We start from the raw sequence: 24,255 nt of genomic DNA, 5'->3' as shown, positions 1-24,255 counted from the left end.
CCTCTCTACTAATTATAAATCCAATGAAACATTAGAAAGGGGTATAACGTATCTTAGAGGAACTAGTATTAATACTTAATGCTCCTCAATTTCTCCTAAGCAAAGGATGTTGTTCATGAATGATTCTGTATTAGAAAATAAATTGTCACCTAGGGCGCAGAAAGCCTGGCTAATCTCTGAAGTGATTGGTATTGTGATTGGCTTTATTGTATTAGCGGTATTATTTTGGCTAGATTTCCATTTTGCATGGCCTGTTTGGATTGGTTGGATTCTCATTGCTTTAACTGCTTATACGGTTTTGGATGCGGTTTGGTCCTTAATCAAGCCTAAGTATTTATACGAAAGCTGGCGTTACCAGGTAGATGAGGAGTATATCCAGTTAAGCTATGGTATTTTGAAAAAGGAATGGGTTACCGTTCCAATTGCAAAAGTACAGTCTATCTCGACTAGGCAAGGGCCGATACTACGAATCTATCAATTGCGCGAGATTAAGGTGGAAACAATGGGGTCCTCACACGCTATCCCTGCGCTAGATGAACAGGTTGCCATTCAGCTGAAGGATACACTTGCTGAATATGCAAAATTAAAGGAAGTCGATGAATGATGCGATACCATCCGTTAACCATTCTTTATCGTATTTACCAGTTTGTAAAAAATAATTTGATAATTGCATTGCTGCTTTTTGTGATTAAAAGGGACTCTGATTTCTGGTTGTTTGAATATGGTAGGTATGCGTTTCTTGTTATTGTTGTGTGGCGCCTTATTTATATTGTTTGGAGTTGGTTTTATGAAACCTATGAATGGGAAGAGCGAACCTTCTACTTAAAAGAAGGGATATTCACGAAAAATACGAGCTCAATCCCTTTTTCAAAAATTCAAAATGTGACGAGACAAACAACTATCTTCCACAAAGTTTTTCGCTTAACGTCGATTACTTTTGAAACAGCAATGGACGGAGTGGATGATGCGATCACATTCGAAGTTGTATCGAAAAAACACGCAGATTTTTTACTGAAATTAGTAGAAGTACAGACAACTGAGCCTGATGAAACGAATTTAAAAGAGAACCAAGAAGGGACAGAGTTAGACGGTTCGGAGTCAGATGTAGAAAACCCAGATCCAAAAATAAAGCAGGACAACGAGAGTAAGGTTGTTCACTTTACTCCAACTAAACGTGACTTATGGAAAGCGAGCTTTCTTTCATTTAGTTACCTTGCATTTATTCCGTTACTAGGTGGTTTGTTCGATGAAATACAATCCTTTTTACCCGAAGAAAAGGAATTGGATGGACTACTCGATCAATTTTTAGCTAGCAAGTGGCTGATCTTACTCCTTGTTGTAGTTGGGGTTGCCATCGCAGTGGCAATAGGTGTTACGAGAACGATGATTCGGTACGGTAAATATGAAATATCTTCTAATAACACACATATTTTTATTAACAGGGGTGTGTTAAATGAAAGCTATTTTTCGATTGAGAAGCAAAAGGTTCAAGGATTAGAAATTACTCAATCCTTCTTAAAGCGAATTGTAGGTTTGGCCGAAGTAAAACTGGTTAGCTCGGTGAATCCTAATTCAGAACAGAGTGCAGTAGATGTCAATTCCCTCTATCCTTTTTTGCCTATGAACCAAGCTCATGAACTTATTCAGCAATTGTTGCCAGGGTATCACGTGGAATCGGGTATGAAAAGATTACCGCGAAAATCTCTATGGATTAAGCTACTAAGACCAAGCTGGTTTTGGTTGCTAGCTACCGGCGCGTTATTTTATTTTAAACCGAGGGTATTTGGTTTAGAGTCAGCATGGTGGATCATTTCCGTTATTTTATTCGTATGGATTTACATCAATCGCATTCTTGATTATGTGCACACACAATATTTAGTGACCAATGATCAGTTACAATGGCGACGTGGGGGATTAACTAGTAGGTTGTTCATCACGAAGCGTCAAAAGGTTATTGAAATGTCTATCTCCCAATCTTTCGTACAAAAGAAGTTTCATGTTGCTTCGCTATCTACAGTAAATAGGTCCTCACCTATTCATGTGGAGGGGATTGAGGATGTACCAGTAGAGTTTGCTACTTCCTTTCATAACTGGTATTTAGAACGGCACGATGAAGTGCAATATCATCATATACCTTAAACATAAGCAACATGGAAAGGCCATCAAACGCATAAACGGTTTGATGGTCTATCTCTTAGAGTTTATCTGTATCAATTCGATTAATGGTAGGTTCAGCTAATTCCTCTGAAGTCTCCGTTAGGTATTTCAAGTTTCTTAACGGAGTATTCTTTTTAGGGAGTAGGTTGTTTGCTAAGTAACGATGGAAGAGCTCTTCACAAAGCGCAACTGCTAAAGCAGCAATAACGGAAATACCGAATGTATCCGTAACGGGAGTCATTGCATCAGACATCCAATAAATAAGAACAAATGCTAATCCCAGATCTGCTACAGTTGCAATGATGTTATTTGTTTTAGGTAGTAGGAGTAAGTCTCCTATTAAATAAGAAACTACGCCTAAAACAACAGTGATCGAAAATACCGCAGTAAAAGATAAATCACCTAAGACTCCGAGAATGAGATACAAAAGTGCAAATGTAGCTATAAACTTTATAGTTAATGCTTTTACATGTCGCATGATTATTCTCCTTTTTGAATAGTTTGAGCTATTTAGGTAATCTTATTCCTTGTTTTTAAAAGGGTATTTTTCAATGATATATGGAATTTTATGTTAAAATTAACTGGATAAAATTATTTTGTAGGAGGGTATCTATTGGTGGATGAATTAAAGAAACTCGTGGAAAGTTCGACTGATGAAGAAGTTAAATCATTTTTATATCTAATGCTTTTCCGGATAGATTTAGCTGAAGATACGGATCAATATACGGAGATGCAGTTGGTAAAAGATATGAAAAAGACGTATCACGACTTTTTGAATTATAAAAAGAAGCAAGCCGAATTGGAAAATAGCAAAAGCTATGAGGGCTATCATATTGTGTTTGGTGACTCGCCTGCTGGTAGCTTGAGAATGGCTATGTCAGATACGGGAATGCAGGATAAAGAAAAAATGATCGCTTTCTCCGATCTATTTTCGGTTGGTCCCGTTTGGAAGCTACATGAAAAGGAAGGACTTCGTAACAGGTATGAATGGTTAATAAACCATCTAAATCTAGATGAGAAATACATGCTGCATTATATAGATGATTTTAATCGTGCGGTTTCCATGGTCACAACTATTCCAGAAAATAGGCCTGTTACAATATGGGTTGGTGACAGTGCTCATGAGCAAACAGCTTTGCGATTTGCATTATTTTTATTAAAAGAAAAAGCAAATGATATTTTTATCGTGAATACAACAACACCTTATAAGACAGAACGTGGTACGGAAATAATTACGTTACATATGGGAGAAATGGATCATGAAAGATTGATTAACATTTATGAAGAAAATAGGAAAGTTCCACCATTATCTTCAGAGAAACGTAAACAGTTGGAGGAAGAGTGGCAACAGTTAGCTTCAAACAAAGAGGTTCTAAGGATTTGGGAAAATCAAGCGATACACAGTGTGCAAGAGTCCTATTACGATGGTTATATTATACAGGCAGCTGAGAAACTACATAGCGAACAAGAGAAAAAGGATTTTATGAAGTCAGCACGACTAATAGGAGAAGTAATTGGACACTCCAATCAATATTTGGGCGATTTATTTTGGGAGTACCGCCTGATGCATTTAATCCTAACTGGTGTTTTTGAAATAAAGGGTGTACCAAGGGCAATGCGGTTTTATAGTGTGAAGCTTAAATGAGGAAATATCGTTTTAAAAGATAGACAAGAAGACTTTCTCCGACTCCATAGGGTAGTTATAACGTAGTATCATATACTGACAGTTCATGCAGTGGTTAAACAGTTAGTCTGATTCAAGGAGAAGGTTGTTCAGCTTTAGCAGAATCTCAACATGAAGTAGATAAAAGGCATCTTGTATTTGTATGGGTGTATAGATGAGAAATGCCTCCTGAGGATATGGAAAACAGAAGCCGTTATGTTACCGATTAGTGTTCGAAATGCAACGAATGAATGATTTCCTTTCCGTGAAACTTACTTTAAAAGTTGATAATTCTGCTGTAATACGTGTAGAATAATACTAATAATTTATGTTTATACGGAGGAGTAAAATTGCCCATAGAAGTTATTATTTTAGTGTTATTAATATTATTAAATGCCTTTTTCGCTGCGTCTGAAATGGCTCTGATCTCTTTAAATGATAATAAAGTAAAAATGGCGGCAGAGGCAGGCGATAAGAAGGCAATTCTTTTACAAAGCTTATTATCTGAACCAAGTAAATTTCTGGCTACTATTCAGGTAGGGATAACACTGGCCGGATTTCTTGCAAGTGCCTTTGCAGCAGGTAGTTTTGCTGGTCAGTTGGCAACATTGTTATCTGACATTGGAGTACCCCTTTCGGAAGAATTACTAGAGACATTTTCCACAATCTTAATTACTTTAATTTTGTCATACTTTACATTAGTCATAGGTGAGTTAGTACCGAAAAGAATTGCAATGACTAAAGCAGAATCAATATCAAAGTTTGTCGTAAGACCGTTAACGATATTAGCTGTGATCACTTCCCCTTTCGTTAAACTTTTAACGCTATCCACAAACGGATTGGTTCGTTTATTTGGAGTGGATCCAAATCAAAGTGATGATCAAGTGACCGAAGAAGAGATCCGTATGATGGTTGATGTTGGCGAAGAAAGAGGAGCCATTCAAGATCGTGAAAAGCAGATGATTAATAATATTTTTCAATTTGACAACACAGTTATTTCGAATATCATGATTCACAGAACTCATGTAACGGCTATTCCAATTGAATACAGCTTAAAAGAGGTAGTTCAATTTGTTAATGAAGAAAAATATACGAGGTATCCTGTTTATGATGGGAATATCGACAACATTATCGGAATCCTTAATGTAAAAGACCTGTTTCACTATTTGGAAAATGGCATCCATGATAGCTTGAACATAAAAAGTATTCTAAGAGAGCCTTTTTTCGTCCCTGATTCTAGAATGGCCGACGATCTGTTTAAAGACTTGCAGAAGTACAAAGTTCATTTAGCGGTAGTACTGGATGAATTTGGAGGGACAGCCGGAATCGTCACGCTAGAAGACTTACTAGAAGAGATTGTTGGTAATATTTTTGATGAGCATGATGAAGAAGAGTTTGAGTATGAGCGAATTAATGAAAATACCTTTATTGTAAATGGTACTTTAGGTTTACACGAGGTTAGTAAGATAATTGATGAACCGGTGTCCTCTGAAGATTATGATACGTTAGGTGGATATATTATTGGACAATTAGGATATATTCCAAAAGAAGAGGAAGAGGAGCACCTAAAAACGGTTGAATTTAACGACTACTATCTTACTGTTGAGGAAGTAGAGGAAAAGAGAATCAATAAGGTTAAAATAACAAGAAAATCTGATTAGGATATGATTGTATTCTTTCAGGTGAACACTAATCGCCATTCTATAAGAATGGCGATTTTTATAGTGTCGGTTTAATATGATATCCCATCTTCTTATTCTATTCATGCAGACATATAATTTAGCATGTCCCTTAAATGGAGTTGGTTTCTTGTGTCTATTTTGAAAAAAGCTAGTGCGACGATAGGTGGAAGTATGCTGCTATCGTTTGGAATAAATGTTTTTCTTACGCCTTATGAAGTGTTAGATGGTGGGGTAATTGGTATTGGATTAGTTATCCATTATTTATTTGATTACCAGGTAGGGTTAACGATTATTTTATGTAGTCTGCCAGTTTTTCTTTTAGCATGGTTTAAAGACAGGTTATATTTTTATAACAGCTTATACGGCCTTTGTATTTCTTCGTTGATGATTGATATTTTACAACCTTCTTTACGAACAGTAAGGTTTTGGGCTGAACCGCAACCTTTGTTTAGTGCCATATTTGGAGGAGTGTTTGTAGGGCTAGGTATTGGTATCATGCTTCTATTTAAAACAAGCACTGGTGGAACAGATCTGTTAGCACAGATTATAGCGAATGCCTTTAAACTAAATGTTGGGATATTAATTTTTACTATAGATTTTGTTATTGTACTACTTGGAGGATTATTCATTTCAAAAGAGGCTATTGTCCTTTCACTGATAACTATTTTTATGGTGGGAATAACGACGAGCTTAGTTACTACAAAGATCATACACTATTAAAAGAAGAGACAGCCCAATTGGACTGTCTTTATATATTTTGAACTTTCTTCAATAAATTCTGAGCTTGGTACGAATTCGCTTCAGATAGCTTTTTCTTAAGTATTTCCTTCGTAGGCTCATCGCAATTTTCAAAAATAAGATATGCCTTAACCTCGTTGGATGTAACTATTTTTCTATAGAGTTTGGAGATGCTCCTATTTTTCGTACTCATATATTGGAAGTTACTCCTCCTTATTTAATATGTTCTCAGTATATACTATTTGATCAGGGTAAAGAAAGTGTCAATTTTACCCGATTTCGAAAAATATAAAAGATACAGTAATAAATAGGTTAGTGAGCTCTATTGTTTTGAAATTGTGTAGTCTATTCATTTTTCAAATAGGGGTTGTAGTAAGGTAAACAATTATAAGGAAAATAATGTTAAAATAAAAGTAGAAATTATATACGGAAAGAGGATGAAAGTGCTATTACATACAGATGTACTTGTATTTTTCATACGGGCTTACAAGACAGGATAACTGACTTTGACTGCAAAGAGAATATGTCGTCATAGAAATTAAATACTGAATAAAGGAGTAAACAATGAGTGTACTTAAACAAGAATCTTCGGTGATAGTTCCCAATACTAATTTAAAACTGAAAAAGATTGTCAGGTACTTATCGATCACAATCGTTGTATTGTTTGTAACTATTCTTTTTGGGTTTTGGACGTTTGTACACAAAGAGAAACTTACAAATGCTGAAGTGTTAGAAAAATATCAAAGTGAAAATGGTCAATACTTTGTCAACATCGAAGAAATCAACTTACCTGTAAGTAGCAACGTTTGGAAGTTAATTGAAGTAGGTGAGCACTACAACGTTGATTATAAATGGTCTCATTTGCGCTCAGCAAAAGTGGAACAAATAGAAAAAGCTAATTAGTATTTGTTCAACAACTATAGATATCATGGGAATGGCACATATGTTATGTCAGAAGGAACCCTTTCCCAATTAGGTAAGGGGTAGAAATTATCGGGAAGATAGGAGTTGGGATTACTTGAATCAATCGTTGAAAAGGTCTCTTTCTGGAATCGCAGGCGTAATTTTCGGGATAATCGTAGTAAATTTGTTACGTGGTGAAAAAATTTACTGGGGATCAATCGGTACAATAATAACGATAGCTATCTTATTTTTGCTGTTTCGATTAGGGTTGAATTTGTATAAAAAATAGACTTTTTAGAGACTAAAGGTTAATAGGAGGGCTACTAGAAGTGATGATTATTAAAAGTAGCTTTTATTATAAATACCCAACATTAGGTTTCCTGAAGCAGCAAATTAAAAACGAAGATGAGTCTAAAAATTTAAAGGTTGTACCAAAAATTAGACTGAAACCAAGATATTACTTTTACCAGGGACAAGAATTAATTTACATTGCAATTCTTAAGAAGTCAAAGAGCCTAGTGAGATTTATTTTTGAAATAGTAACCCCTGAAGGTGACCATATAGCAAATGTATGTGAGAAACCTATATATAAGAAAGAAATAGTGTTTCAAGAATATACCATTAAAATAGATAACGAAATTTTTACTGTTCAGTTCAAAATGGCAAATAAATCTTTTCGTATTCAAGACTCTGTTAATAGAAAAGTGGTAGAAGGAACATTGGTTACTCCATTTATTAGAAACCTATTTCATTTACAAAAATATAAAGTAGATATTTATGAAAGTACATTTCAAGAATCGCTGTGGATGGCTATTGTGGCAGGTATTTTTATACTTGATTGATAATTTGCGATACTACGAGGGAGGCATTATGCGTTTACCTAAGTGTCATACTTGTTTTGAACCGTTTGAGTGGAAGAAGATTTTTAGAGCGCTATGGTTTGGTTTTTATAATTTGAAGTGCTCTAGATGTGGAACAGAACACAACATAATTTCGCATAGATATCGTTATACGTTATGATACCTTTACTGTTATTGGGTTTGATAACAAAAAAATTAGTCCAACACAAATTTCTATCATTTCCTGTGGCCATTGCAGTTGGCCTAATATTAATGACTTTTCTAAGTGTTATGATCTCTATATGGTTACCTTTTAAAGTTAGATGTAGTTCATTAAAACAGGAGGATTACCAATGAAAAAACTAGACAAAATCGTAGCAATTATTGCTTTTGTGGTCTTTATGGTTGTAATTGGATATGGCTTGTATAAATGGATAAGGTTTGAAACGATAGACGGAAGTGCTATCTTTTTTGGTTGTCTTTCTCTATCCTATTTTTTTAATTGGATAACTTGGGGTGATCATGAAGGTGGAGGGAAGAAGGATGAACTAGATAGGCATATACAAGCTCAGAGTGCGAAAATAGGATACTTTGTTTTGATGGTCGTGTCAGGTCTTATTTTATTTATTTCAGAAGGTGTGTCGAACCTGACTGATATAAGAAACTACCCTTTACTTATAGTGGTGGGCTTAACATTTACTACACTCCCTGTTACAGAATATTTTGTTTCAAGGAAATATAAGAAAAAGTAACGGCCGATATTGGCTTTCCACTTAGGGAAATACATAAAAAGAATGGAATAGGAAAATAATAAACTCACACAAACTATCGATTGGAGAAGTTTATGAGTAAAAAAAAGATGGCTGGTTTAGGTATGTTGATTCTTCCTTGGTTATCTGTTCCATTGTTAGGTAAGAAGTCATTCGTCCGATTTTTCCCTGTTGCAAATATTGCTATCTTAATCATGATCATACTTAGTATTATTGCCAACAGCAAGGGATGGTGGAAAAATAAGAATACTATTTTTCCTAAAGTACCAATAGATTTTTCTTATATTCTTGGGGCTCATTTTGTCACAACACTTTGGGTCTTCAAGCTCACATTTGGCTCATTTCCCCTATACTTGATTACTAATATTGTATTAGATTTGATCAATGCTTTCCCGTTTGCTGGAATGTGGAAGAAGATGGGCTTTTTTAAATTTAAAAAGATGAGTCCGATCATGTATTGGTTTATGACTGTAATAATAGCAATCGTTATTTATTATTATCAATACGTAGTTGAAAAAGTCATTAAAAGGGAAGCTGTGCACTCCTGAAACTTGTTTTTACATACAATTTCTTTGCGATTACTATTCATATGGATAGTAATTTTTATTGTGAAGCTTCACAGGAGGAGAATATGATTTTATACACAATTTAGTTTCAAGTGAGAGTTTACCCCTACAAAGGAAATGAATGATTAACTATAGAGTGGATGGATAAAAGTATAATGAATGAAAATGAAACCTATTAGCTATACACTCGTAGTAAAAGGTATTAGTTCTAATACCTTTTTGAAACGAAGGAGTCTAAAAGGATGTCAAATACATGGATGAGACCAAAAATAAAAATTCCAAAAACAAAAAGTGAAACATTCTTGGATGTCGTTGGCTATTCATGCTTCCTCGGCTCAATCGTATTCTTAGTGACCATTTGGAGTAGACTTCCAGAAAAAGTCCCTACACACTATAATGCTTTTGGAGAGGTTGACCGTTGGGGAGGAAAATATGAACTTGTGATTTTACCTGTAATCGGGATATTGATTATGCTTTTAATGACATTCTTTGAAAAGTTCCCCGAAACTCACAATTATCCAAAGCGGCTAAATCAATCGAATGCAAAAGAATTTTACTTATTAAGTAGAAAACTTATAAACCAAATTAAAAATATCTGTCTAATCATCTTTGCGATAATTTTAATAGAATCTGTCTCTATTGCTTTGGGCTGGATTAATGGCTTCGGTTGGTTTTTACCAATTGCCATTTTGAGTGTATTTTTGCCAATTATAGTAGGAATAGTAAAGCAAAACAGGATAAAATGAAGAAATAGATATATGTTGAGTGAAATGTAGCGAACTTTTAATCAAGTTCGGTTTTATTTTTAATAAAAAATTGGATAAATATGCTAAAATATAGATAATGTGTAACTGTTTTTTTACTTTGGTAATCAAGTAAGTAGCAGATCTAAATGGTAGGAAGTCAAACAAAAAATTAAACACAGAAAGCTGGCGATGAAATGTACTGGAAATTAAGAATTCCGCTACTGTTGGGTGTAATAGGAGTTTTATCAGGGTTCGCTCAAAAGTTTCCTAATTTGTTTCTTATGAATACAACATCTTTGATTAGTAGTGCCGTTTTTATTGGGTTAATCTGCATTATCTTTACTGTTTTAGAGCAAGTGAAAGTCAATGATAGACAAGTTCACTTTGTCACTGGTATGGGTATCATTCTATTTGGGGGAATCTTTGATAGTTTGATGGTTTAGGACATGATTTGGGTAAGGTAAGGATTAATGAGTATGGGGTCAGTGGTTTATGCGTTTGTGATGTTATTAATAGCTTTGACTCCTACTTCCATTCACTTTATAAAAGATAAGAAAGTAGGAGTCGATATGGGCAAGGTAGTTGGATTTGAGTTAAGTAGTCAAGATCCGCAAAAAGCTATTGAATTCTATTCTAGTGTATTTGGTTGGGAGATAGCCGAGCCTCAATGGGACTATTGGGCTGTTGCAACAACGAGTGACGACACCGGAATTAATGGAGGAATAGGAAAGGGACCAAATGATCATCCCCATGGTACCCGAATTCAAATCGAAGTAGATTCCATTGATGATGCGATGGAGAAAGCTGTAAACAATGGTGCCTTGATTGTACGAGACAAAATGGAGTTCGATTCTTTTTATCTAGCTTATTTAGTTGATCCTGTTGGACTAGGCTTTGGATTGATACAGAAAAGAAATGAAGACTAGATCTTATACATGAAAGGAAATGATAAAATGAATCGGTTAAATCTAATAACATTAGGTACAAAGGATATAGTGAAGTCACATCAATTTTTTAAGGAACTTGGATTCGACACCTCCGTTAGAGGGACGGAGACAAATCCTTTTATTATCTTCTTCCGAAATCAAGGTACAAGAATAGCGCTGTATCCCATAGAGGAACTAGCGAAAGATGTGAATCAAGATAATCCTCCTGTCCTTGCTAGTGGATTTGCGGGCATTACGTTATCCTATAATGCCAAGTCAATGGAAGAGGTTGATGATGTGTTAAAGAAGGCCAGAACAGCTGGAGCAACTATACAAAAAGAGGCAAAGAAGACCGATTGGGGAGGCTATGGGGGTTACTTCACAGATCTTGATGGCTACTATTGGGAAGTGGCATACGGAGAAGATTGGGAGTTTGATGAAAATAATATGCTTGTAATTGACTAGCAATAAATGAAAGCTATATGGCGAATCCTTTGTGGGTTCTTTTTTTTAGGGATTTTTTATTAACGCTTAAAGAGCTATATATTTCTATGAAAAAAATCTTATTTTGGAGGTGAAATATGAGTGAACTTTACTTTATAAAAGATTACAAAGAAAATGCACAATTAAGAGAAAGCTTTAATGAACTAGCAACATTAACGTTTGGAATTAATTTTGAAAACTGGTACCAAAAAGGCTATTGGAATAACCGGTATATCCCCTTTTCCTATGTGAAAGGTGGAATGGTAGTGGCTAACGTCTCCGTTAATTTAATAGACTTTATCATTGATGGTGAGACAAAGACGGCTATCCAGATCGGAACAGTTATGACTCATCCTACTTATAGGAATCAGGGCCTTTCCTCCAAGTTAATGAACAGGGTCCTGGAAAAGTACGAGAAAACTTGCGACTTTGTCTACTTGTTTGCTAATCAAAATGTACTAGATTTTTATCCTAAATTCGGCTTTCAACCGGTGAATGAGTATCAATTCTTCATGGAATATTCAATGAACAAGTCGGAAACAACTAGCATTCGACAGCTAGATGTAACAAACAAGAATGACCTTAACTTTATCTTTCAAATGGCAGCTGACAGACTACCAGTTTCTAGTTCATTTAGTACGGAAAATACACAGGGGTTGTTGATGTTTTATTGTCTCTATGTATTTAACGATCATATATACTATATAGAGGAAGAAGAGGCCATTGTTATTTTTACACAAAAAGGTACGACGCTAAATATATTTGATGTAGTTAGTAAAAAATATGTTCGTGTAGATATAGTCCTCTCGAAAATATCAAATGGCAATACGGAAAAAGTTGTTTTCCACTATACCCCTGATTATGAAGGACTACCTACCCAAAGTGAGATTCATAACGGAGATGACATACTATTTGTGAAAGAATTAGGTAGCTATCATTTTCCGGACAAGATCAAGCATCCTATTATGGCTCAAGCGTAAGGGTTTATCCGCCTTTACTTGTTTCGATTCTACGTTGCGAACAAATAGAAGCATCAGGAGTGAGCTGCTTTGCTACCATTCCTGATACTTTTGTATAAATGCCCCTTTCTATTTAAGAAAGGTTCCTTCTATTTCCACAGAAAGTTTGATTAAATATTTCTCAAATCCTTTAACAGACAACTCGTCTAACAATATATCCTCATAAAAATATCCTTTTAATTTCATTTCATTATTTTTTGCATAGTTTACCAATCTAGTATAGGTTTGTTCAATTTTTGAGTAGTCTTCATTATGATAAGCAACCAAGTACTTTCCTTTATTTGATCGGTAATTGGCGTGATAAGACTCTGTCACTCTTGAGTAAAGATAGTCATACTTGGTGATTTCCTCGTCTAGGATATTCTTTACACTAATCATCCATCCTCCTGAGCCAGATGCGACAATATGTTTTGCTTTTAAGTAATCATAATGATGATAGATCGAGTCATAAACATTTTTGTCATCTGTTAAAGGCTTCGAATTTGTAACTACGAATAGTTCCTTTTCTCTATTTTCCACAATAATCTTCGTTGTATTAGATTCAATAGCATCCTTTGTTACTACAATTTTCTCCCTAATCACTTTTTCCATTTTCTTAAGGTTATTTATTTTTGTTGAAAGAGCTTCTGCTTCTTTTTCGAGCAAAAGGATTAGTTGTTCAGGTGATCTTTTGGCAAGGTAGTCTCGAATTTCCTTTAAAGGCATATCTAACTCTTTAAGTGTTGTAATCACATAAAAGACGTCTGCTTGGTAAATCGAGTAATATCTATATCCATTAGAAGCGATTATATCTGGGGAAAAAATACCGATTTTATCGTAATAAAATAAAGTATCTTTGCTGATTCCCATTAGTTTGGCAAATTGTCCAGTAGTTAAATGGATATGTGGATTTATGTTCATAAAAATTTAAGCTCCTCTTGACTATAGTGTTACTCCATACTTTAGTATATCAGTATTGTTCGAATTAGGAGATGAATTTAGTATGGAAATGTCAAAAGTAATGGAGAAGAAGTATTCGCTTGTCTCATTAATTGCCTATGCAACACCAACAATCGTCATGATGGTATTTATGGCATTCTACACAATGATTGATGGGATATTTCTCGCTAACTTTGTAAGTGCAACAGCTTTATCAGCAGTTAACATTTTCTTGCCAGTCTATGGCTTAATTACAGCTATTGCTTTGATGCTTGGTACCGGAGGGAGTGCAATTGTTGCAAAGAAAATGGGCGAAAATAAAGAGCGAGAGGCAAAAGAGAACTTTTCCTTTATAGCGCTATCCGGATCGGTCATCGGAGTATTGATTATGCTTGTTGGTAGTATTTTTTTAAATCCACTACTTGAAGTATTAGGTGCGAATGCAAATGGCGAGCTATTCCAACTTACTTTCGATTATGCTCGTATTATTTTACTAGTTAGTCCGTTAATGGTCTTGCAAATGTTTTTTCAAAGTTTCTTTGTAACAGTGGGAAAAGCAAATGTAGGGTTGATGATAACAATTGTAGGTGGGGTAGCGAACATTGTCTTGGATTACGTCTTTATTATCATCTTACAGATGGGGATTACCGGTGCGGCTGTTGCTACCGCGATAGGTATTGGGTTGCCTGCTATATTTGGTACGATCTATTTTTTGAAAAGAAATGAAAATGAACTTTGTCTTGTGAAGCCGAAAATAGATATAGCTGTTTTAATTACTAGTTTTGTAAATGGCTCGTCTGAAATGGTCAATAATCTTTCCTTTTCTGTTGTAACTTTTGCCTATAATATTCTCATGATTCAATATTTCGGAGTAGCAGGAGTAGCTGCTGTTACTGTAATCTTATATGTCATGTACTTAATTGAATCAATTTTTACAGGTTATGCAACAGGTGTTGCCCCTATTTTTAGTTATAATTACGGTAGTAAAAATATCAATCAGTTGAAAAGTGTTTTTAAACATAGTCTATGGATCATCTTTTTTGGTTCCGTAATTGTATATGGTATTTCTATAATTATTGGACCATATTTTATCCACTTTATGTCCTCTAAAGGTAGTCAGGTAGAGATGATTGCGATGGATGGATTTCGAATATTTAGTATTACTTTTCTTTTGATTGGGTTTAATATATTCACTTCTGTCATGTTTACGGCTTTCTCTAATGGGAAGGTTTCAGGTTTTATTTCTTTATTAAGGACATTTGTTTTTGTAATAGTATTCTTGCTAATTTTACCACCAGTTATAGGAGAGAATGGAATTTGGATGGCTGTTCCTCTATCTGAAATTCTTGCTTTGATTATCTGTTCTGTTTTCTTAACCCTTAATAGAAAAGTGTATCATTATATTTAACTAATGGTAGTTAGAGAGGTATTCCTACTAAGGATCTGGATGCCTTTCATTAGAAAGTAATAAAAAAAGTCAGATTACTTTATAGAGTAATCTGACACTTCCATAGGCTATTCTTTAGGCTGTAAATCTTCAATGGAATCGATGTTCATGTATTGAGGAACAACCATACCAATTTTTGCTCCTGTTAGGTTTTCACCTAAATCAACAATATTTTCTTTATGCTTTTCGTAGAAAGAACCGTGAGTTAAAGGTAACCAAGGAGCTAGAGATGCATCAGCTTCTCCGTCTGCTACAGCTTGAAACATAACGGCAGGGTCAACTGGTGTTATTTTTACATCAAACCCTTGTTTTTTTAGTACTGCTTCTATCACTGCACCGGAAGAACGTTCTGTATCCCATGGGGTTGATACAAGTTCAATTTCTTGTCCGTCTACTTTCTCTATTCCTTCCGTCCATTTCTCTACTTTGTCCTGATTTTCTTCTATCCATTTGTTGGCTGCTTCCTCAAAAGTAGTGTCTTGAGCCTCTAACATTACAGCTTCCATATCTTCTACTTCCCATTGAAAACGATCAAGAATTTTATAAGCATTAGGCATGTCATCTTCTAAGCCCGTTCTTGCTATTGTGTTTATATTTTCTTCTCCACCAAAGGTACCTCTAGGATCATCTAAGTACTTCAAATTATAAGAAGCGAATATCCAGTGTGGGGTCCAACCCGTTATAATAATAGGTTCTTCGTTATCAATCGCTTCACCTAAGGCAGTCAGCATACCTGCAGTTGAACCTTCTTGTAGCTCCCAGCCTTCTAAGTTTTCATATTCCTCTAACGTGTTTCTTGCAAGCTCAGTCGTACCTGCACCAGGTTCAATCCCTGTAATCGTATAATCTAATTCTTTGCCTATATTAGTTGTACCTTCGTCTACATTACCGCTATCCCTCGCTTCATCTCCGTTACTACCACATCCGGTTAATAATAAAGAGAAAGATAAAATAAGGGTGATGCTCATGGACTTTAAATGTATCATTGTCCTTCCTCCTTCTAAGTGAAAAAATAAACTTTTCCTAGTATGCCTAAATATTGTTAAAACATGATGATTTATTTCTAATTTTTGCACCGGGACAAGAGGAAAGGTTCTCGTCACTAATATAAGAGGAACACTACATCTTTGCTAATAGGTGCTCTAGTTAATAATTGGATATTTTAAGAAACGCTTAGATTAATTAAAGGTCCAAGTTTATTAAAAAATGTAAAGTTGCCTTAATGTAAAGTAAACTTGACGTAAAGTTTGCTTTACATTATCCTGTGTATGAATAGAGGTGGTGATTACTTTGAAAAATAAGTTAAGTGAACATAGGAAAAAAAATGGCCTATCTCAAGATAAGTTGGCAGAAAAATTAGGAGTATCCAGGCAAACTATCATTTCTATTGAAAAGGGCAGATATAATCCATCTCTACCTTTAGCGATGATTATTGCAGAAATTTTTCAAACAAGTGTGGAAGACATTTTTATTTTGGAAGAGGATGACTATAAATAATTTTTTTCAAGAGTTGGGAGGATATAAATGGCATCACGAAAGAGTTTCTATTTTATTGGTATTCTTTTATTTTTCATTTTCGTTGTACGATTGATCTTATTTGTTATGACAGACACGTTTTCGATTTCCGAAATATTATCTTGGGGTGGTTTAGCATTTATGAGTTTTGCTATTGGCTATCTTCAGCCTCAATTGGTTCAGAAGGATGAGCGAATGCAATATATAAAACAAAAGACGATGAACTTCTCGCTGTTCGCTATCATTGGGTATATATTACTGCTTATGATTGGGTTACAAACCAATCTTTTTATAGTAACTGCAGAAGAAGTCTTAGGAATTTTAATCGGTTTAACCGCCATTACTATATGGATGATTTGGATAATTGTAGCCAAACGAATTTAAACTTTGAGGTGATTATAATATGCGAGATTTATATATTGTTGGTGGATTGATACTTATGACACTGATAACACATTTATTTATTCGAAATGATAAGGATGAAAACAATCAACTAACGAAAAAAGGACAGCTTAAATTCGGAATAATATTGTTGGTTATAGCTGTTTCAGCAGTTATTACAGTAGGAATTTTAAATGGATAAACTATGGGAGGTTAAAACCATGCGCAAAAAATCAGGGCAACTACCATTTATTATATTTGGTGTTCTCTTTCTAGCATTCAGTATTATTTACAGTATTGCTTCTATCTCGGAGGGTGTTTTTCCAAATGGAAATGACGTTATATTATTAGGGGTTAGTGTGATGGCGTTTTGTAACGCTTATCTTTATCCACAATTCAAGGAAAACGATGAACGTTCAAAGCGAATAAGAGAAAAAGGTATGTTTATTAGCTACTTTTTCATTCTGGGCTATATGCTTGTATTCATGGGGTTATTTCAGTTTAATGTCGTAACGTTAACTGGATATCAGGTCGTTAGTATTTTAGCAGCTTTGACTATGATGACAGTCTTTCTTTCCTTTGTCATATTTTCCAAACGATCATAAAATGAATAGCTTACAATATTAAGAAGGCATTTCTACGGTAGGTAGGGATGCCTTATTTGTGTTTCAATAAAAAGTGGTTTCGTTAAAAGTAAAATATATATTGAAAAATGTAATGTATATGTTACAATGTTATTGAGGGGGACACATTCGGTGAAAAATAACGTAAAGATCGCACGGGTCCAAGTTAACTTAACCCAGCAACAATTAGCAGAAAAAATAGGTGTCACACGCCAAACGATTAGTTTAATTGAAAAAGGAAAATACAATCCTACACTAAAGCTGTGTCTCGATATATGTTATACCGTTAATAAAACCTTAGATGAAATTTTTTGGATTGAAAAAGGGAGTGATGAGAGTGAAAAAGATTAAAGATGAACGCTTAGTTTTACAGAATTTGAAAAACATCCGTATTGCCTTCATTATTCAAACAATCGGTATTATCGGGATATTAGCTTATGACTTGATAACCAAAGGTTTCGATGGCATGAGAGATAATCCGTTATGGATGGTTTTCATGATAACAGGTATCGTTACGGCTTATTTATCCATGAACATTAGTGTGGATCATGAGGAGGAGAGTAAGTCTCCTAAAAGAGGACTTGTTATTTCTCTAAGTGTTGTTGGTGCTATATCTATTGTCATTGGACTTCTTGTTTCCATTACCGACGGGTATAACGTCTTAGATGGGGTATTGATGGGTGGAATCCTATTGGCATGTGGCCTTGTCCCCGTAATTTATATTTACTTTCTACGAAAAAAACGCCAAGATGATATCTAGGTGGGACAGAGGATCGGGTCCCTCGTCCCACAATACTTTTGAGAAATGGGACAAGGGACCTGACCCTCTGTCCCATTTACGTAGTGATTTTACAATCAAGGAAGAAGAATTGACGATGTTTGGTACGAAGAAATTATCTTATAATCTTATTAAAAAGGTAGGACATGAGGATGTTGTAATTGGCGAAGCGCAAATTAATAAACGATTATTCTCGAGTTTTTCTAGTATTAACTATTCCCATCCAGGACAACAACAATTAAGTGAATTATCCTTCTCACTTCCTGAAGACCCACGTTCGGGAAAAAATTAGATGCTAATACTTCAGACAATGTGTGGGATACACTGGACATGCTTCCACAAGGAACGGTAGGAGAACTAGCTTTTTCTACTACTAGTTTTATGAAATCAACCGAGTTAATCGAGTATTTATCAGAGTATGATATTAATATTCTTTGGATGCCATTGTACACAGGGGAATTTAAAAAGTATGAGCCAAGTGGATATAGTGGTGATTCCAATATGATCATGGTCTCAGGAGTCATTGGATTAACAGGTGGAGTTGACCACGACGAAAGATTTAATCGGTCTCTTCAGATTTATTGGTTGGATGAGGATTCTGTAATGGAAAGCCAGGGATTAATGTTAAAAAATATGAAGGAGCTCTTAAATAAATCAGACAGCTATTATGAGAAATTCCAAAGCTTTGAGAATTTACAGGAAAAATATAACTTTATAAATGAGAATGGATTTACCGTATATGGAGCCGTTGTCACTGGTCCAGTTAAAGAGTTATTAAAACTACAAGATGCTGATTTTGTTCAAGGAGAGCAGTTAGGTGAAGTCGAATTGTGGAATTGGGATGAAGACGAATAGTATTATTACCCGGAACCTACTTAAGGCAATAATCTTAAGTAGGTTTTTTGCGATCAAATTTACAGTATCCGAGATCTTTATGGAAATTAAAGGGAGGAATTGGAAAATTTAAGTAGAATATAAATAGATATGTTTTTAGGTGAAGGGGGTGTCATCATTTCTCTATTATACGGTATTATATTTTATTTGGTCATTATACCTAGCTGTACATTAATCCATGAGATGGGACATGCATTAGCGTTACTACTTTGTACGAAAAAGGAAATAGTCAAAATACATATCGGAAGTGGTTACTGGGATGATTCTAATAAGGAGAATATCAGAATTGGTAGATTGCGCCTCCACTTCAGGTGGGGGTTTGTTGGTTTTTGTTCCTATTCTAAGGAGGAAGAAGAGATAAAGTTATGGAAGCGAATGATCTTTTTGCTTGGTGGACCATTCGCTTCCTTTCTTTCAGGATTAGCCATGCTTTTGGTGCTGAATCAGTCTTCCTTTGGCCATAGTCTTTTACAAAGTATCATGACGTTTTTCCTCGTGCAGTTTGCGGTCACATTTATCCCAATGAAATATCCAAATTGGATGGGAGCGTACGGAGGTACACCATCAGACGGCTATCAGGTGTTAGCGATGATAAGAAACAAATAACCTTCATTGGAGCATTATTGAATAAAATAAGCAAAATGTGGGATCCTAAGAAAAAAAGTCTATAGGTGACCTTCAATGAACAACTATGAAAATAACAATACAGCAAGACGTTATAATGCGCACGTGAGCACATTAGGTACAACCCAAATTCATTTAAGAAATCCATGTATTGTCGCTTGGTGGAGTGCAGCATTCCCTGGATTTGGTCACTTATTATTATCCAAATACATAAGAGGATATTTGTTATTTATATGGGAAGTAATTGTTAATGTGCAATCGAGTCTTAATCTTGCTATGATCTATTCATTTCAAGGCAAAATAGACCTTGCAAGGGCATCACTCGACACTAGGTGGCTTTTAATTTATATTCCTGTTTATATTTTTGCTATCTGGGATAGTTACCGGACCACAGTAGATTTGAACAAAGTGTATATTTTAGCAGAAAGAGAGAATCATCAGTTTAATTCATTTGTTATTTCCCCGTTAGAAATAAATTATTTAGATAAAAGGAATCCTGTTTTATCCTTTGTGTGGTCGTTGTTTATGCCAGGTCTGGGTCAATTATATATCCATCGAATTTTAACGGCAGCTTTTGTTTTGATCTGGGCTGTTGTCTTCTTTTATCAATCTCATGCCCTTGAAGCGGTAACGTTTTTGTTTTGGGGAAATATAGAAAAATCCACGGAAGTCTTAAATCCTGAATGGCTGTTATTTTTCCCGTCTTTGTATGGATTTGCAGTCTATGATTCCTTTACGGCAACAGTTGAAAATAATAAACTATTTGAAAAAGAACAACGAAAATATTTAACAGAGCAATATCAAGACTCTAAATTCAAAGTCTTAAAAGGACGAAAAGTGAAGTGACTATTATGCAACTATTCTCCACATTTGAGAACAATGCGTTTTTGGAAATTGCAATCACAATGCTAGAGAAAAAGGGGATAAAAAAAGATAGTATTTACGCGGTACCACTAGATAACCGCACGGAGGAACGTAAGGTTTTTGATACGATTCATAGGTCGGATGGGACCACTTTTATAGATGTAGGTTTAGCACTAGCAACAGCCTTTTCAGTGATTGGGGCGAGCGTTGGCTTTGAATTAGAGTGGGGACCAATATATTGGGGATTGATTGGTGCATTCGTAGGGTTTTCCATCGGATTTATTATTCGCCTTTTTACTGAGAAGATAATCAAGAAAAATAAAAGACTTCTGAAAGGTAAACATTCGGAGGTTATTTTAATTGTTGATTGTAAGGATACTCAAGCTGAGTTAGTTGAGAACATTCTCTGGAGTCACTACGCTTTAGGAGTTGCTAAAGTGAAGGGAACTATGTAATCCTCGAAGATTCAAGAGAGGTGTTAGAAGGACTACTGTAACTGAGACCTTGTATTCCAATTGAAAAAGGGATGTTTATACAGTATGAAGAAAAATTATGAGATGCTTAAAAGAATCGAGCAACTGCGTGAACAAACAAAGCATTTAAACGAAGAACGTTGGTTAGACTATTCTTTATTTACTTGGAACTGGTGGCTTTTATGCTTCTTTCTTTTCATTTCCATCATTATTTGGATATTGTTAGTAGACCGAAAAAGAATGATAGAGATTTTATTATTTGGAATGATCATTACCTTTATTACGATATACATGGATTCTATAGGGAAGGAGCTTGGTTTTTGGGTCTATCCTATTGAACTTTCGCCTTTTGGCCATAGGGCGATTGCATTTGATGCTGGAATGGTTGCCGTCGCCTTTATGCTGATCTATCAATATTTTGATAGGTGGAAATCATTTATCATCGCTTTAATTGGTATGGCATTAATTTTTGCTTTCATTGGAGAACCATTTGCACATTGGGCAGAATTAGTACTATATATAAAATGGAAATATATTTACTCTTTTATTTATTATATTCTAGTTGGAATATTGGTGAGATGGATTTTAATCAAGTTACTAAAGGTTTCTAACAAAGCTTAATTTTAGCAAGTTGGGACAGGTCCTTTGTCCCACTTGCTAACACTAACAGGAATGGACAAGATACCGATCCTGCGTTACGCTTTGTCGGTTTCGCTATATTCATTCTCGTCGAATGAATATAGCTGATCTTTTTTCCCGCGTTTCTAACTATAGTATTTATTAAATTGATATTATAATAGATGTACTAATAGTTTCAGTTAACTAGGAATATAAAAGAGGAAGTGTAACAGTGTCGGTAGAATTAGAGAATCACAGTCAGAACAAGCAGGATTTTCAGGCTGATTGTGAAAACTGTTTTGGATTATGTTGTGTTGCTTTGCCTTATGCTAGGTCTTCTGATTTTGCTTTTAATAAGGACGGGGGCACGGCATGCAGAAACTTACAAACGGATTATCGTTGCAGTATTCATACTAATCTTAGAAATAAAGGGTTCAAAGGTTGTACGGTATATGAATGCTTTGGAGCGGGTCAAAAAGTCTCCCAAATGACGTATAGTGGAAATAGTTGGCGAGATAATTCAGAATTAGCTGAGGAAATGTTTCGCGTTTTTCCTATCATGCAACAGCTTCATGAAATGCTATATTATATAAAAGAAGCACTTAGTATAGAAGAAGTGCGCCTTTTACATAAGGAACTAAAGCAAGTACTAGTGGAGACTGAACAACTCACAGAAATGAGTCCAAATTCGATAGTAAGACTAGATGTTTCTAGTCATCGAGCATATGTATCTGAACTACTTTCCAAAGTTAGTGAAATAGTGCGTGCAAATGGAAAAAAACATAGTCAGACAAAAGCGATGAAAATAGATAGAATGAGCAACTTGATCGGTGCAAACTTAAGAGATGCTAATCTTAGAGGAAGTAACTTAAGAGGTGCAATTCTTATTGCAGCTGATCTTAGAAACGCTGACCTTAGAAATTGCGACTTTATTGGTGTAGATATGAGAGACACGAATTTAGGTGGTGCTAGGTTAACCGGAAGTATTTACCTTACGCAAGCTCAAGTGAATGCAGCTAAGGGTGATCGGAATACAAAGCTACCAGGACATTTGAGGTTTCCTCAACACTGGTTGGACTAAATTGCTGGAATTCAAAGATAGCAATATTTAGTAAACATGCAGGGATGAGTTTTACAAAATCGAAAGCCTTACACATTAATGGAGTATCTTTTAATGTGTAAGGCTTGTTTTATCTAACAGGAAGTAGTAAAACATAACTCGCAGTGGGCTAAGGCAGAGACACTACACAACTTTTGAGGTTTTCTTGTATATAGTTGGTTAATTTCCAATTAATTAGGAGACACTTTGAATAGTTGTAATGGAGAAGGAGTTATAAATGAATGGTTAATTCAATCTATGCTTTTATATGGATAGCTGCATTGTGGAAATGGGGAGACTGGAAAAATTGGAGAAAGTATTATTCCACATTTCTGTTTTTCGTAATTGGAGATCTCTTATATTTATATTTGCTGTCAGACATTTACCCGATGTGGAGATATTCACCCCCAGAAGTAGATGAGAGTATAGGAATAACGCATACGCATGTTGCCTTCTCTGTTATGTTAGTTAAGTATCCGTCCACTATTCTTATTTATTTATCTAACTTCCCTGTTAAGAATAAACAGAAACAATTACTATATATGCTTTCATGGGTAGTTCTTTATGCTGTTAATGAAATAATAGATTTAAAATTTGACTTGATTCAATATCATAACGGTTGGAACTTATGGTGGTCTATTTTATTCAATTTAGTTATGTTTTCTATTTTATATGTTCATTTTAGAAAACCGGTATTAGCATGGATATTTGCTGGGTTTTATATAGTTATATTGTGGAATGTTTTTAATGTTCCATCTAATGTTTTTCGTTAATAAGACACCTTTAAGAGTAAGAATACGAGACTATAAAAAAATGACTTGATAGATAAAGCTTTGAAAATTTATCCTTTATCAAAGTATAATTAATAATAGTAGTTAATAAATGATAGAGAGAAGAGAGGTGAATGAATATGACAAGCAATGTAAACTTGTCAAATATTCAAATTTCCCTATGCAAAGCCTTAGATTAGAAAGGCGATACTTTGCATGGGGTGATGATAGAAATCGCCCTTTTAGAGCTTTTCTAACCATTGGCTTTGCCCTTGTTAAAGAACAACCTAAATAAGGAGCTGGCTAATATGAGTTATACAAAAGCATCTACAGTGTTACCAGAAAAATTGATAGCTGAAATTCAGAAATATATAGATGGTGAAGTGCTCTATATTCCTAAAAAAGGAACTTCCCGCCGGAAATGGGGATCATGTTCAGGTGCACGTCAACAAATCGACTCCAGAAACAGACAGATTGTCAAACAGTTTCAAAATGGAAGGAAAATAGAAGAGATTTCAGATGAATACTATCTTTCTGTAGAAACGATAAAGAAGATTGTTTATACAAGTAATTAACAAACTATTAGTTTTATTATAAAAAAACAGGGATTACTTTTGGCCAAATGATAATCGAATTCCCATTTATCATTTGGCTTTATTTATACCTCTTGGAAAAGGTCCAGTCTAAACCATAGGGTGAAATGAGTTCGTTGTTTGGCTAGTACAATTCGTAACTTGCTCAATCGCTTTAATGGACATC

Annotated in this window: 34 protein-coding genes; 31 read left to right on the top strand and 3 right to left on the bottom strand. The window is 34.9% G+C overall.

What is annotated here, in order from left to right:
• Positions 1–115 precede the first annotated feature (115 nt).
• Together H7K77_RS16965 and H7K77_RS16960 are read left to right on the top strand one after the other, a co-directional pair.
• Positions 116–604 (top strand): PH domain-containing protein, encoded by a 489-nt coding sequence (locus H7K77_RS16965; protein ID WP_186579494.1) that lies wholly within the window; start codon positions 116–118, stop codon positions 602–604.
• On the top strand, positions 601–2,139 hold the full coding sequence (locus H7K77_RS16960) for a PH domain-containing protein (protein WP_235988970.1): 1,539 nt from the start codon (positions 601–603) through the stop codon (positions 2,137–2,139). The genes H7K77_RS16965 and H7K77_RS16960 overlap by 4 nt, the downstream gene beginning before the upstream one ends.
• Positions 2,140–2,194: 55 nt before the next feature.
• On the opposite strand, the gene H7K77_RS16955 is transcribed toward H7K77_RS16960, so the two are convergent.
• A complete protein-coding gene (locus tag H7K77_RS16955) occupies positions 2,195–2,635 on the bottom strand; it encodes a YndM family protein (RefSeq protein WP_186579492.1) in 441 nt (146 codons plus the stop codon).
• 138 nt (positions 2,636–2,773) lie between these two features.
• Between H7K77_RS16955 and H7K77_RS16950 the strand changes: the two genes are divergently transcribed.
• The 13 genes from H7K77_RS16950 (at position 2,774) to H7K77_RS16890 (ending at position 12,453) form a co-directional block, all read left to right on the top strand.
• Positions 2,774–3,802: a DUF1835 domain-containing protein gene (locus H7K77_RS16950; protein WP_328701151.1), complete on the top strand. Its 1,029-nt coding sequence runs from the start codon at positions 2,774–2,776 to the stop codon at positions 3,800–3,802.
• 368 nt (positions 3,803–4,170) lie between these two features.
• Positions 4,171–5,481 carry a hemolysin family protein gene (locus H7K77_RS16945; RefSeq protein WP_186579488.1) on the top strand — a complete coding sequence of 437 codons (1,311 nt, stop codon included), beginning with the start codon at positions 4,171–4,173 and terminating at the stop codon, positions 5,479–5,481.
• 150 nt (positions 5,482–5,631) lie between these two features.
• On the top strand, positions 5,632–6,222 hold the full coding sequence (locus H7K77_RS16940) for a YitT family protein (RefSeq protein ID WP_328701147.1): 591 nt from the start codon (positions 5,632–5,634) through the stop codon (positions 6,220–6,222).
• Positions 6,223–6,804: 582 nt separating this feature from the next.
• Positions 6,805–7,143, top strand: a complete 339-nt coding sequence (locus H7K77_RS16935) for a hypothetical protein (protein ID WP_186579484.1) — start codon at positions 6,805–6,807, stop codon at positions 7,141–7,143.
• 115 nt (positions 7,144–7,258) lie between these two features.
• Positions 7,259–7,432, top strand: coding sequence for a hypothetical protein (locus tag H7K77_RS16930; RefSeq protein ID WP_186579482.1), 174 nt, complete (start codon positions 7,259–7,261; stop codon positions 7,430–7,432).
• A 40-nt stretch (positions 7,433–7,472) separates the two neighbouring features.
• Entirely contained in the window at positions 7,473–7,985 is a 513-nt protein-coding gene (locus tag H7K77_RS16925) for a hypothetical protein (protein WP_186579480.1), read from the top strand.
• 350 nt (positions 7,986–8,335) lie between these two features.
• Positions 8,336–8,734: a hypothetical protein gene (locus H7K77_RS16920; protein ID WP_186579478.1), complete on the top strand. Its 399-nt coding sequence runs from the start codon at positions 8,336–8,338 to the stop codon at positions 8,732–8,734.
• Positions 8,735–8,826: 92 nt separating this feature from the next.
• Entirely contained in the window at positions 8,827–9,300 is a 474-nt protein-coding gene (locus H7K77_RS16915; protein WP_186579476.1) for a hypothetical protein, read from the top strand.
• A 260-nt stretch (positions 9,301–9,560) separates the two neighbouring features.
• Positions 9,561–10,064: a DUF1648 domain-containing protein gene (locus H7K77_RS16910; protein ID WP_186579475.1), complete on the top strand. Its 504-nt coding sequence runs from the start codon at positions 9,561–9,563 to the stop codon at positions 10,062–10,064.
• A 281-nt stretch (positions 10,065–10,345) separates the two neighbouring features.
• Positions 10,346–10,507 carry a hypothetical protein gene (locus H7K77_RS16905; RefSeq protein WP_235988969.1) on the top strand — a complete coding sequence of 54 codons (162 nt, stop codon included), beginning with the start codon at positions 10,346–10,348 and terminating at the stop codon, positions 10,505–10,507.
• A 126-nt stretch (positions 10,508–10,633) separates the two neighbouring features.
• The gene (locus tag H7K77_RS16900; RefSeq protein WP_186579566.1) at positions 10,634–10,990 is read left to right on the top strand and encodes a VOC family protein; all 357 of its coding nucleotides are present in this window, start codon (positions 10,634–10,636) and stop codon (positions 10,988–10,990) included.
• Positions 10,991–11,017: 27 nt separating this feature from the next.
• Positions 11,018–11,455: a VOC family protein gene (locus H7K77_RS16895; protein ID WP_186579471.1), complete on the top strand. Its 438-nt coding sequence runs from the start codon at positions 11,018–11,020 to the stop codon at positions 11,453–11,455.
• A gap of 116 nt (positions 11,456–11,571) precedes the next feature.
• The gene (locus H7K77_RS16890; RefSeq protein ID WP_186579469.1) at positions 11,572–12,453 is read left to right on the top strand and encodes a GNAT family N-acetyltransferase; all 882 of its coding nucleotides are present in this window, start codon (positions 11,572–11,574) and stop codon (positions 12,451–12,453) included.
• Between the two features lie 108 nt (positions 12,454–12,561).
• Here the strand turns inward: H7K77_RS16890 and H7K77_RS16885 are convergent, their stop codons facing one another.
• A complete protein-coding gene (locus H7K77_RS16885; RefSeq protein ID WP_186579467.1) occupies positions 12,562–13,392 on the bottom strand; it encodes a MerR family transcriptional regulator in 831 nt (276 codons plus the stop codon).
• An 82-nt stretch (positions 13,393–13,474) separates the two neighbouring features.
• On the opposite strand from H7K77_RS16885, the gene H7K77_RS16880 reads away from it, so the two are divergent.
• Positions 13,475–14,818 (top strand): MATE family efflux transporter, encoded by a 1,344-nt coding sequence (locus tag H7K77_RS16880; protein ID WP_186579465.1) that lies wholly within the window; start codon positions 13,475–13,477, stop codon positions 14,816–14,818.
• A gap of 107 nt (positions 14,819–14,925) precedes the next feature.
• Here H7K77_RS16880 and H7K77_RS16875 read toward each other — a convergent pair whose 3' ends face one another.
• Entirely contained in the window at positions 14,926–15,843 is a 918-nt protein-coding gene (locus tag H7K77_RS16875) for a glycine betaine ABC transporter substrate-binding protein (RefSeq protein ID WP_186579463.1), read from the bottom strand.
• A 304-nt stretch (positions 15,844–16,147) separates the two neighbouring features.
• Here H7K77_RS16875 and H7K77_RS16870 point away from each other — a divergent pair, with 304 nt between their 5' ends.
• The 15 genes from H7K77_RS16870 to H7K77_RS16800 all read left to right on the top strand — a co-directional run bounded on the left by H7K77_RS16870 (position 16,148) and on the right by H7K77_RS16800 (position 24,071).
• Complete coding sequence (locus H7K77_RS16870) at positions 16,148–16,354, top strand: helix-turn-helix transcriptional regulator (RefSeq protein WP_186579461.1); 207 nt, start codon at positions 16,148–16,150, stop codon at positions 16,352–16,354.
• A 27-nt stretch (positions 16,355–16,381) separates the two neighbouring features.
• On the top strand, positions 16,382–16,756 hold the full coding sequence (locus tag H7K77_RS16865; RefSeq protein WP_186579459.1) for a hypothetical protein: 375 nt from the start codon (positions 16,382–16,384) through the stop codon (positions 16,754–16,756).
• Between the two features lie 19 nt (positions 16,757–16,775).
• Positions 16,776–16,955 (top strand): hypothetical protein, encoded by a 180-nt coding sequence (locus H7K77_RS16860; RefSeq protein WP_186579457.1) that lies wholly within the window; start codon positions 16,776–16,778, stop codon positions 16,953–16,955.
• Positions 16,956–16,974: 19 nt separating this feature from the next.
• Entirely contained in the window at positions 16,975–17,358 is a 384-nt protein-coding gene (locus tag H7K77_RS16855; RefSeq protein WP_186579455.1) for a hypothetical protein, read from the top strand.
• 150 nt (positions 17,359–17,508) lie between these two features.
• Positions 17,509–17,727 carry a helix-turn-helix transcriptional regulator gene (locus H7K77_RS16850; protein ID WP_186579453.1) on the top strand — a complete coding sequence of 73 codons (219 nt, stop codon included), beginning with the start codon at positions 17,509–17,511 and terminating at the stop codon, positions 17,725–17,727.
• Positions 17,714–18,136, top strand: coding sequence for a hypothetical protein (locus H7K77_RS16845; protein WP_186579451.1), 423 nt, complete (start codon positions 17,714–17,716; stop codon positions 18,134–18,136). The genes H7K77_RS16850 and H7K77_RS16845 overlap by 14 nt, the downstream gene beginning before the upstream one ends.
• A complete protein-coding gene (locus H7K77_RS16840; protein ID WP_186579578.1) occupies positions 18,126–18,446 on the top strand; it encodes a hypothetical protein in 321 nt (106 codons plus the stop codon). Before H7K77_RS16845 ends, H7K77_RS16840 begins: the two co-directional genes overlap by 11 nt.
• 38 nt (positions 18,447–18,484) lie before the next feature.
• Positions 18,485–19,009 (top strand): anti-sigma factor C-terminal domain-containing protein, encoded by a 525-nt coding sequence (locus H7K77_RS16835; RefSeq protein ID WP_186579449.1) that lies wholly within the window; start codon positions 18,485–18,487, stop codon positions 19,007–19,009.
• Positions 19,010–19,138: 129 nt separating this feature from the next.
• A complete protein-coding gene (locus tag H7K77_RS16830) occupies positions 19,139–19,654 on the top strand; it encodes a site-2 protease family protein (protein WP_186579447.1) in 516 nt (171 codons plus the stop codon).
• A gap of 75 nt (positions 19,655–19,729) precedes the next feature.
• Positions 19,730–20,518, top strand: a complete 789-nt coding sequence (locus H7K77_RS16825; protein ID WP_186579445.1) for a hypothetical protein — start codon at positions 19,730–19,732, stop codon at positions 20,516–20,518.
• A 5-nt stretch (positions 20,519–20,523) separates the two neighbouring features.
• The gene (locus H7K77_RS16820) at positions 20,524–20,991 is read left to right on the top strand and encodes a hypothetical protein (RefSeq protein ID WP_186579564.1); all 468 of its coding nucleotides are present in this window, start codon (positions 20,524–20,526) and stop codon (positions 20,989–20,991) included.
• 84 nt (positions 20,992–21,075) lie between these two features.
• Positions 21,076–21,630: a CBO0543 family protein gene (locus tag H7K77_RS16815; RefSeq protein WP_186579443.1), complete on the top strand. Its 555-nt coding sequence runs from the start codon at positions 21,076–21,078 to the stop codon at positions 21,628–21,630.
• 229 nt (positions 21,631–21,859) lie between these two features.
• Positions 21,860–22,708, top strand: coding sequence for a pentapeptide repeat-containing protein (locus H7K77_RS16810; RefSeq protein ID WP_186579441.1), 849 nt, complete (start codon positions 21,860–21,862; stop codon positions 22,706–22,708).
• A gap of 260 nt (positions 22,709–22,968) precedes the next feature.
• Positions 22,969–23,499: a CBO0543 family protein gene (locus H7K77_RS16805; protein ID WP_186579439.1), complete on the top strand. Its 531-nt coding sequence runs from the start codon at positions 22,969–22,971 to the stop codon at positions 23,497–23,499.
• Positions 23,500–23,768: 269 nt separating this feature from the next.
• Positions 23,769–24,071 carry a CD3324 family protein gene (locus H7K77_RS16800; protein WP_328701150.1) on the top strand — a complete coding sequence of 101 codons (303 nt, stop codon included), beginning with the start codon at positions 23,769–23,771 and terminating at the stop codon, positions 24,069–24,071.
• Positions 24,072–24,255: the final 184 nt, after the last annotated feature.

This window comes from Aquibacillus kalidii, assembly GCF_014280935.1.
Lineage (GTDB): Bacteria > Bacillota > Bacilli > Bacillales > Amphibacillaceae > Aquibacillus_D > Aquibacillus_D kalidii.
The sequence above is the reverse complement of the archived record's forward strand: the minus strand, read 5'-3'. Positions and strand labels throughout refer to the sequence as shown.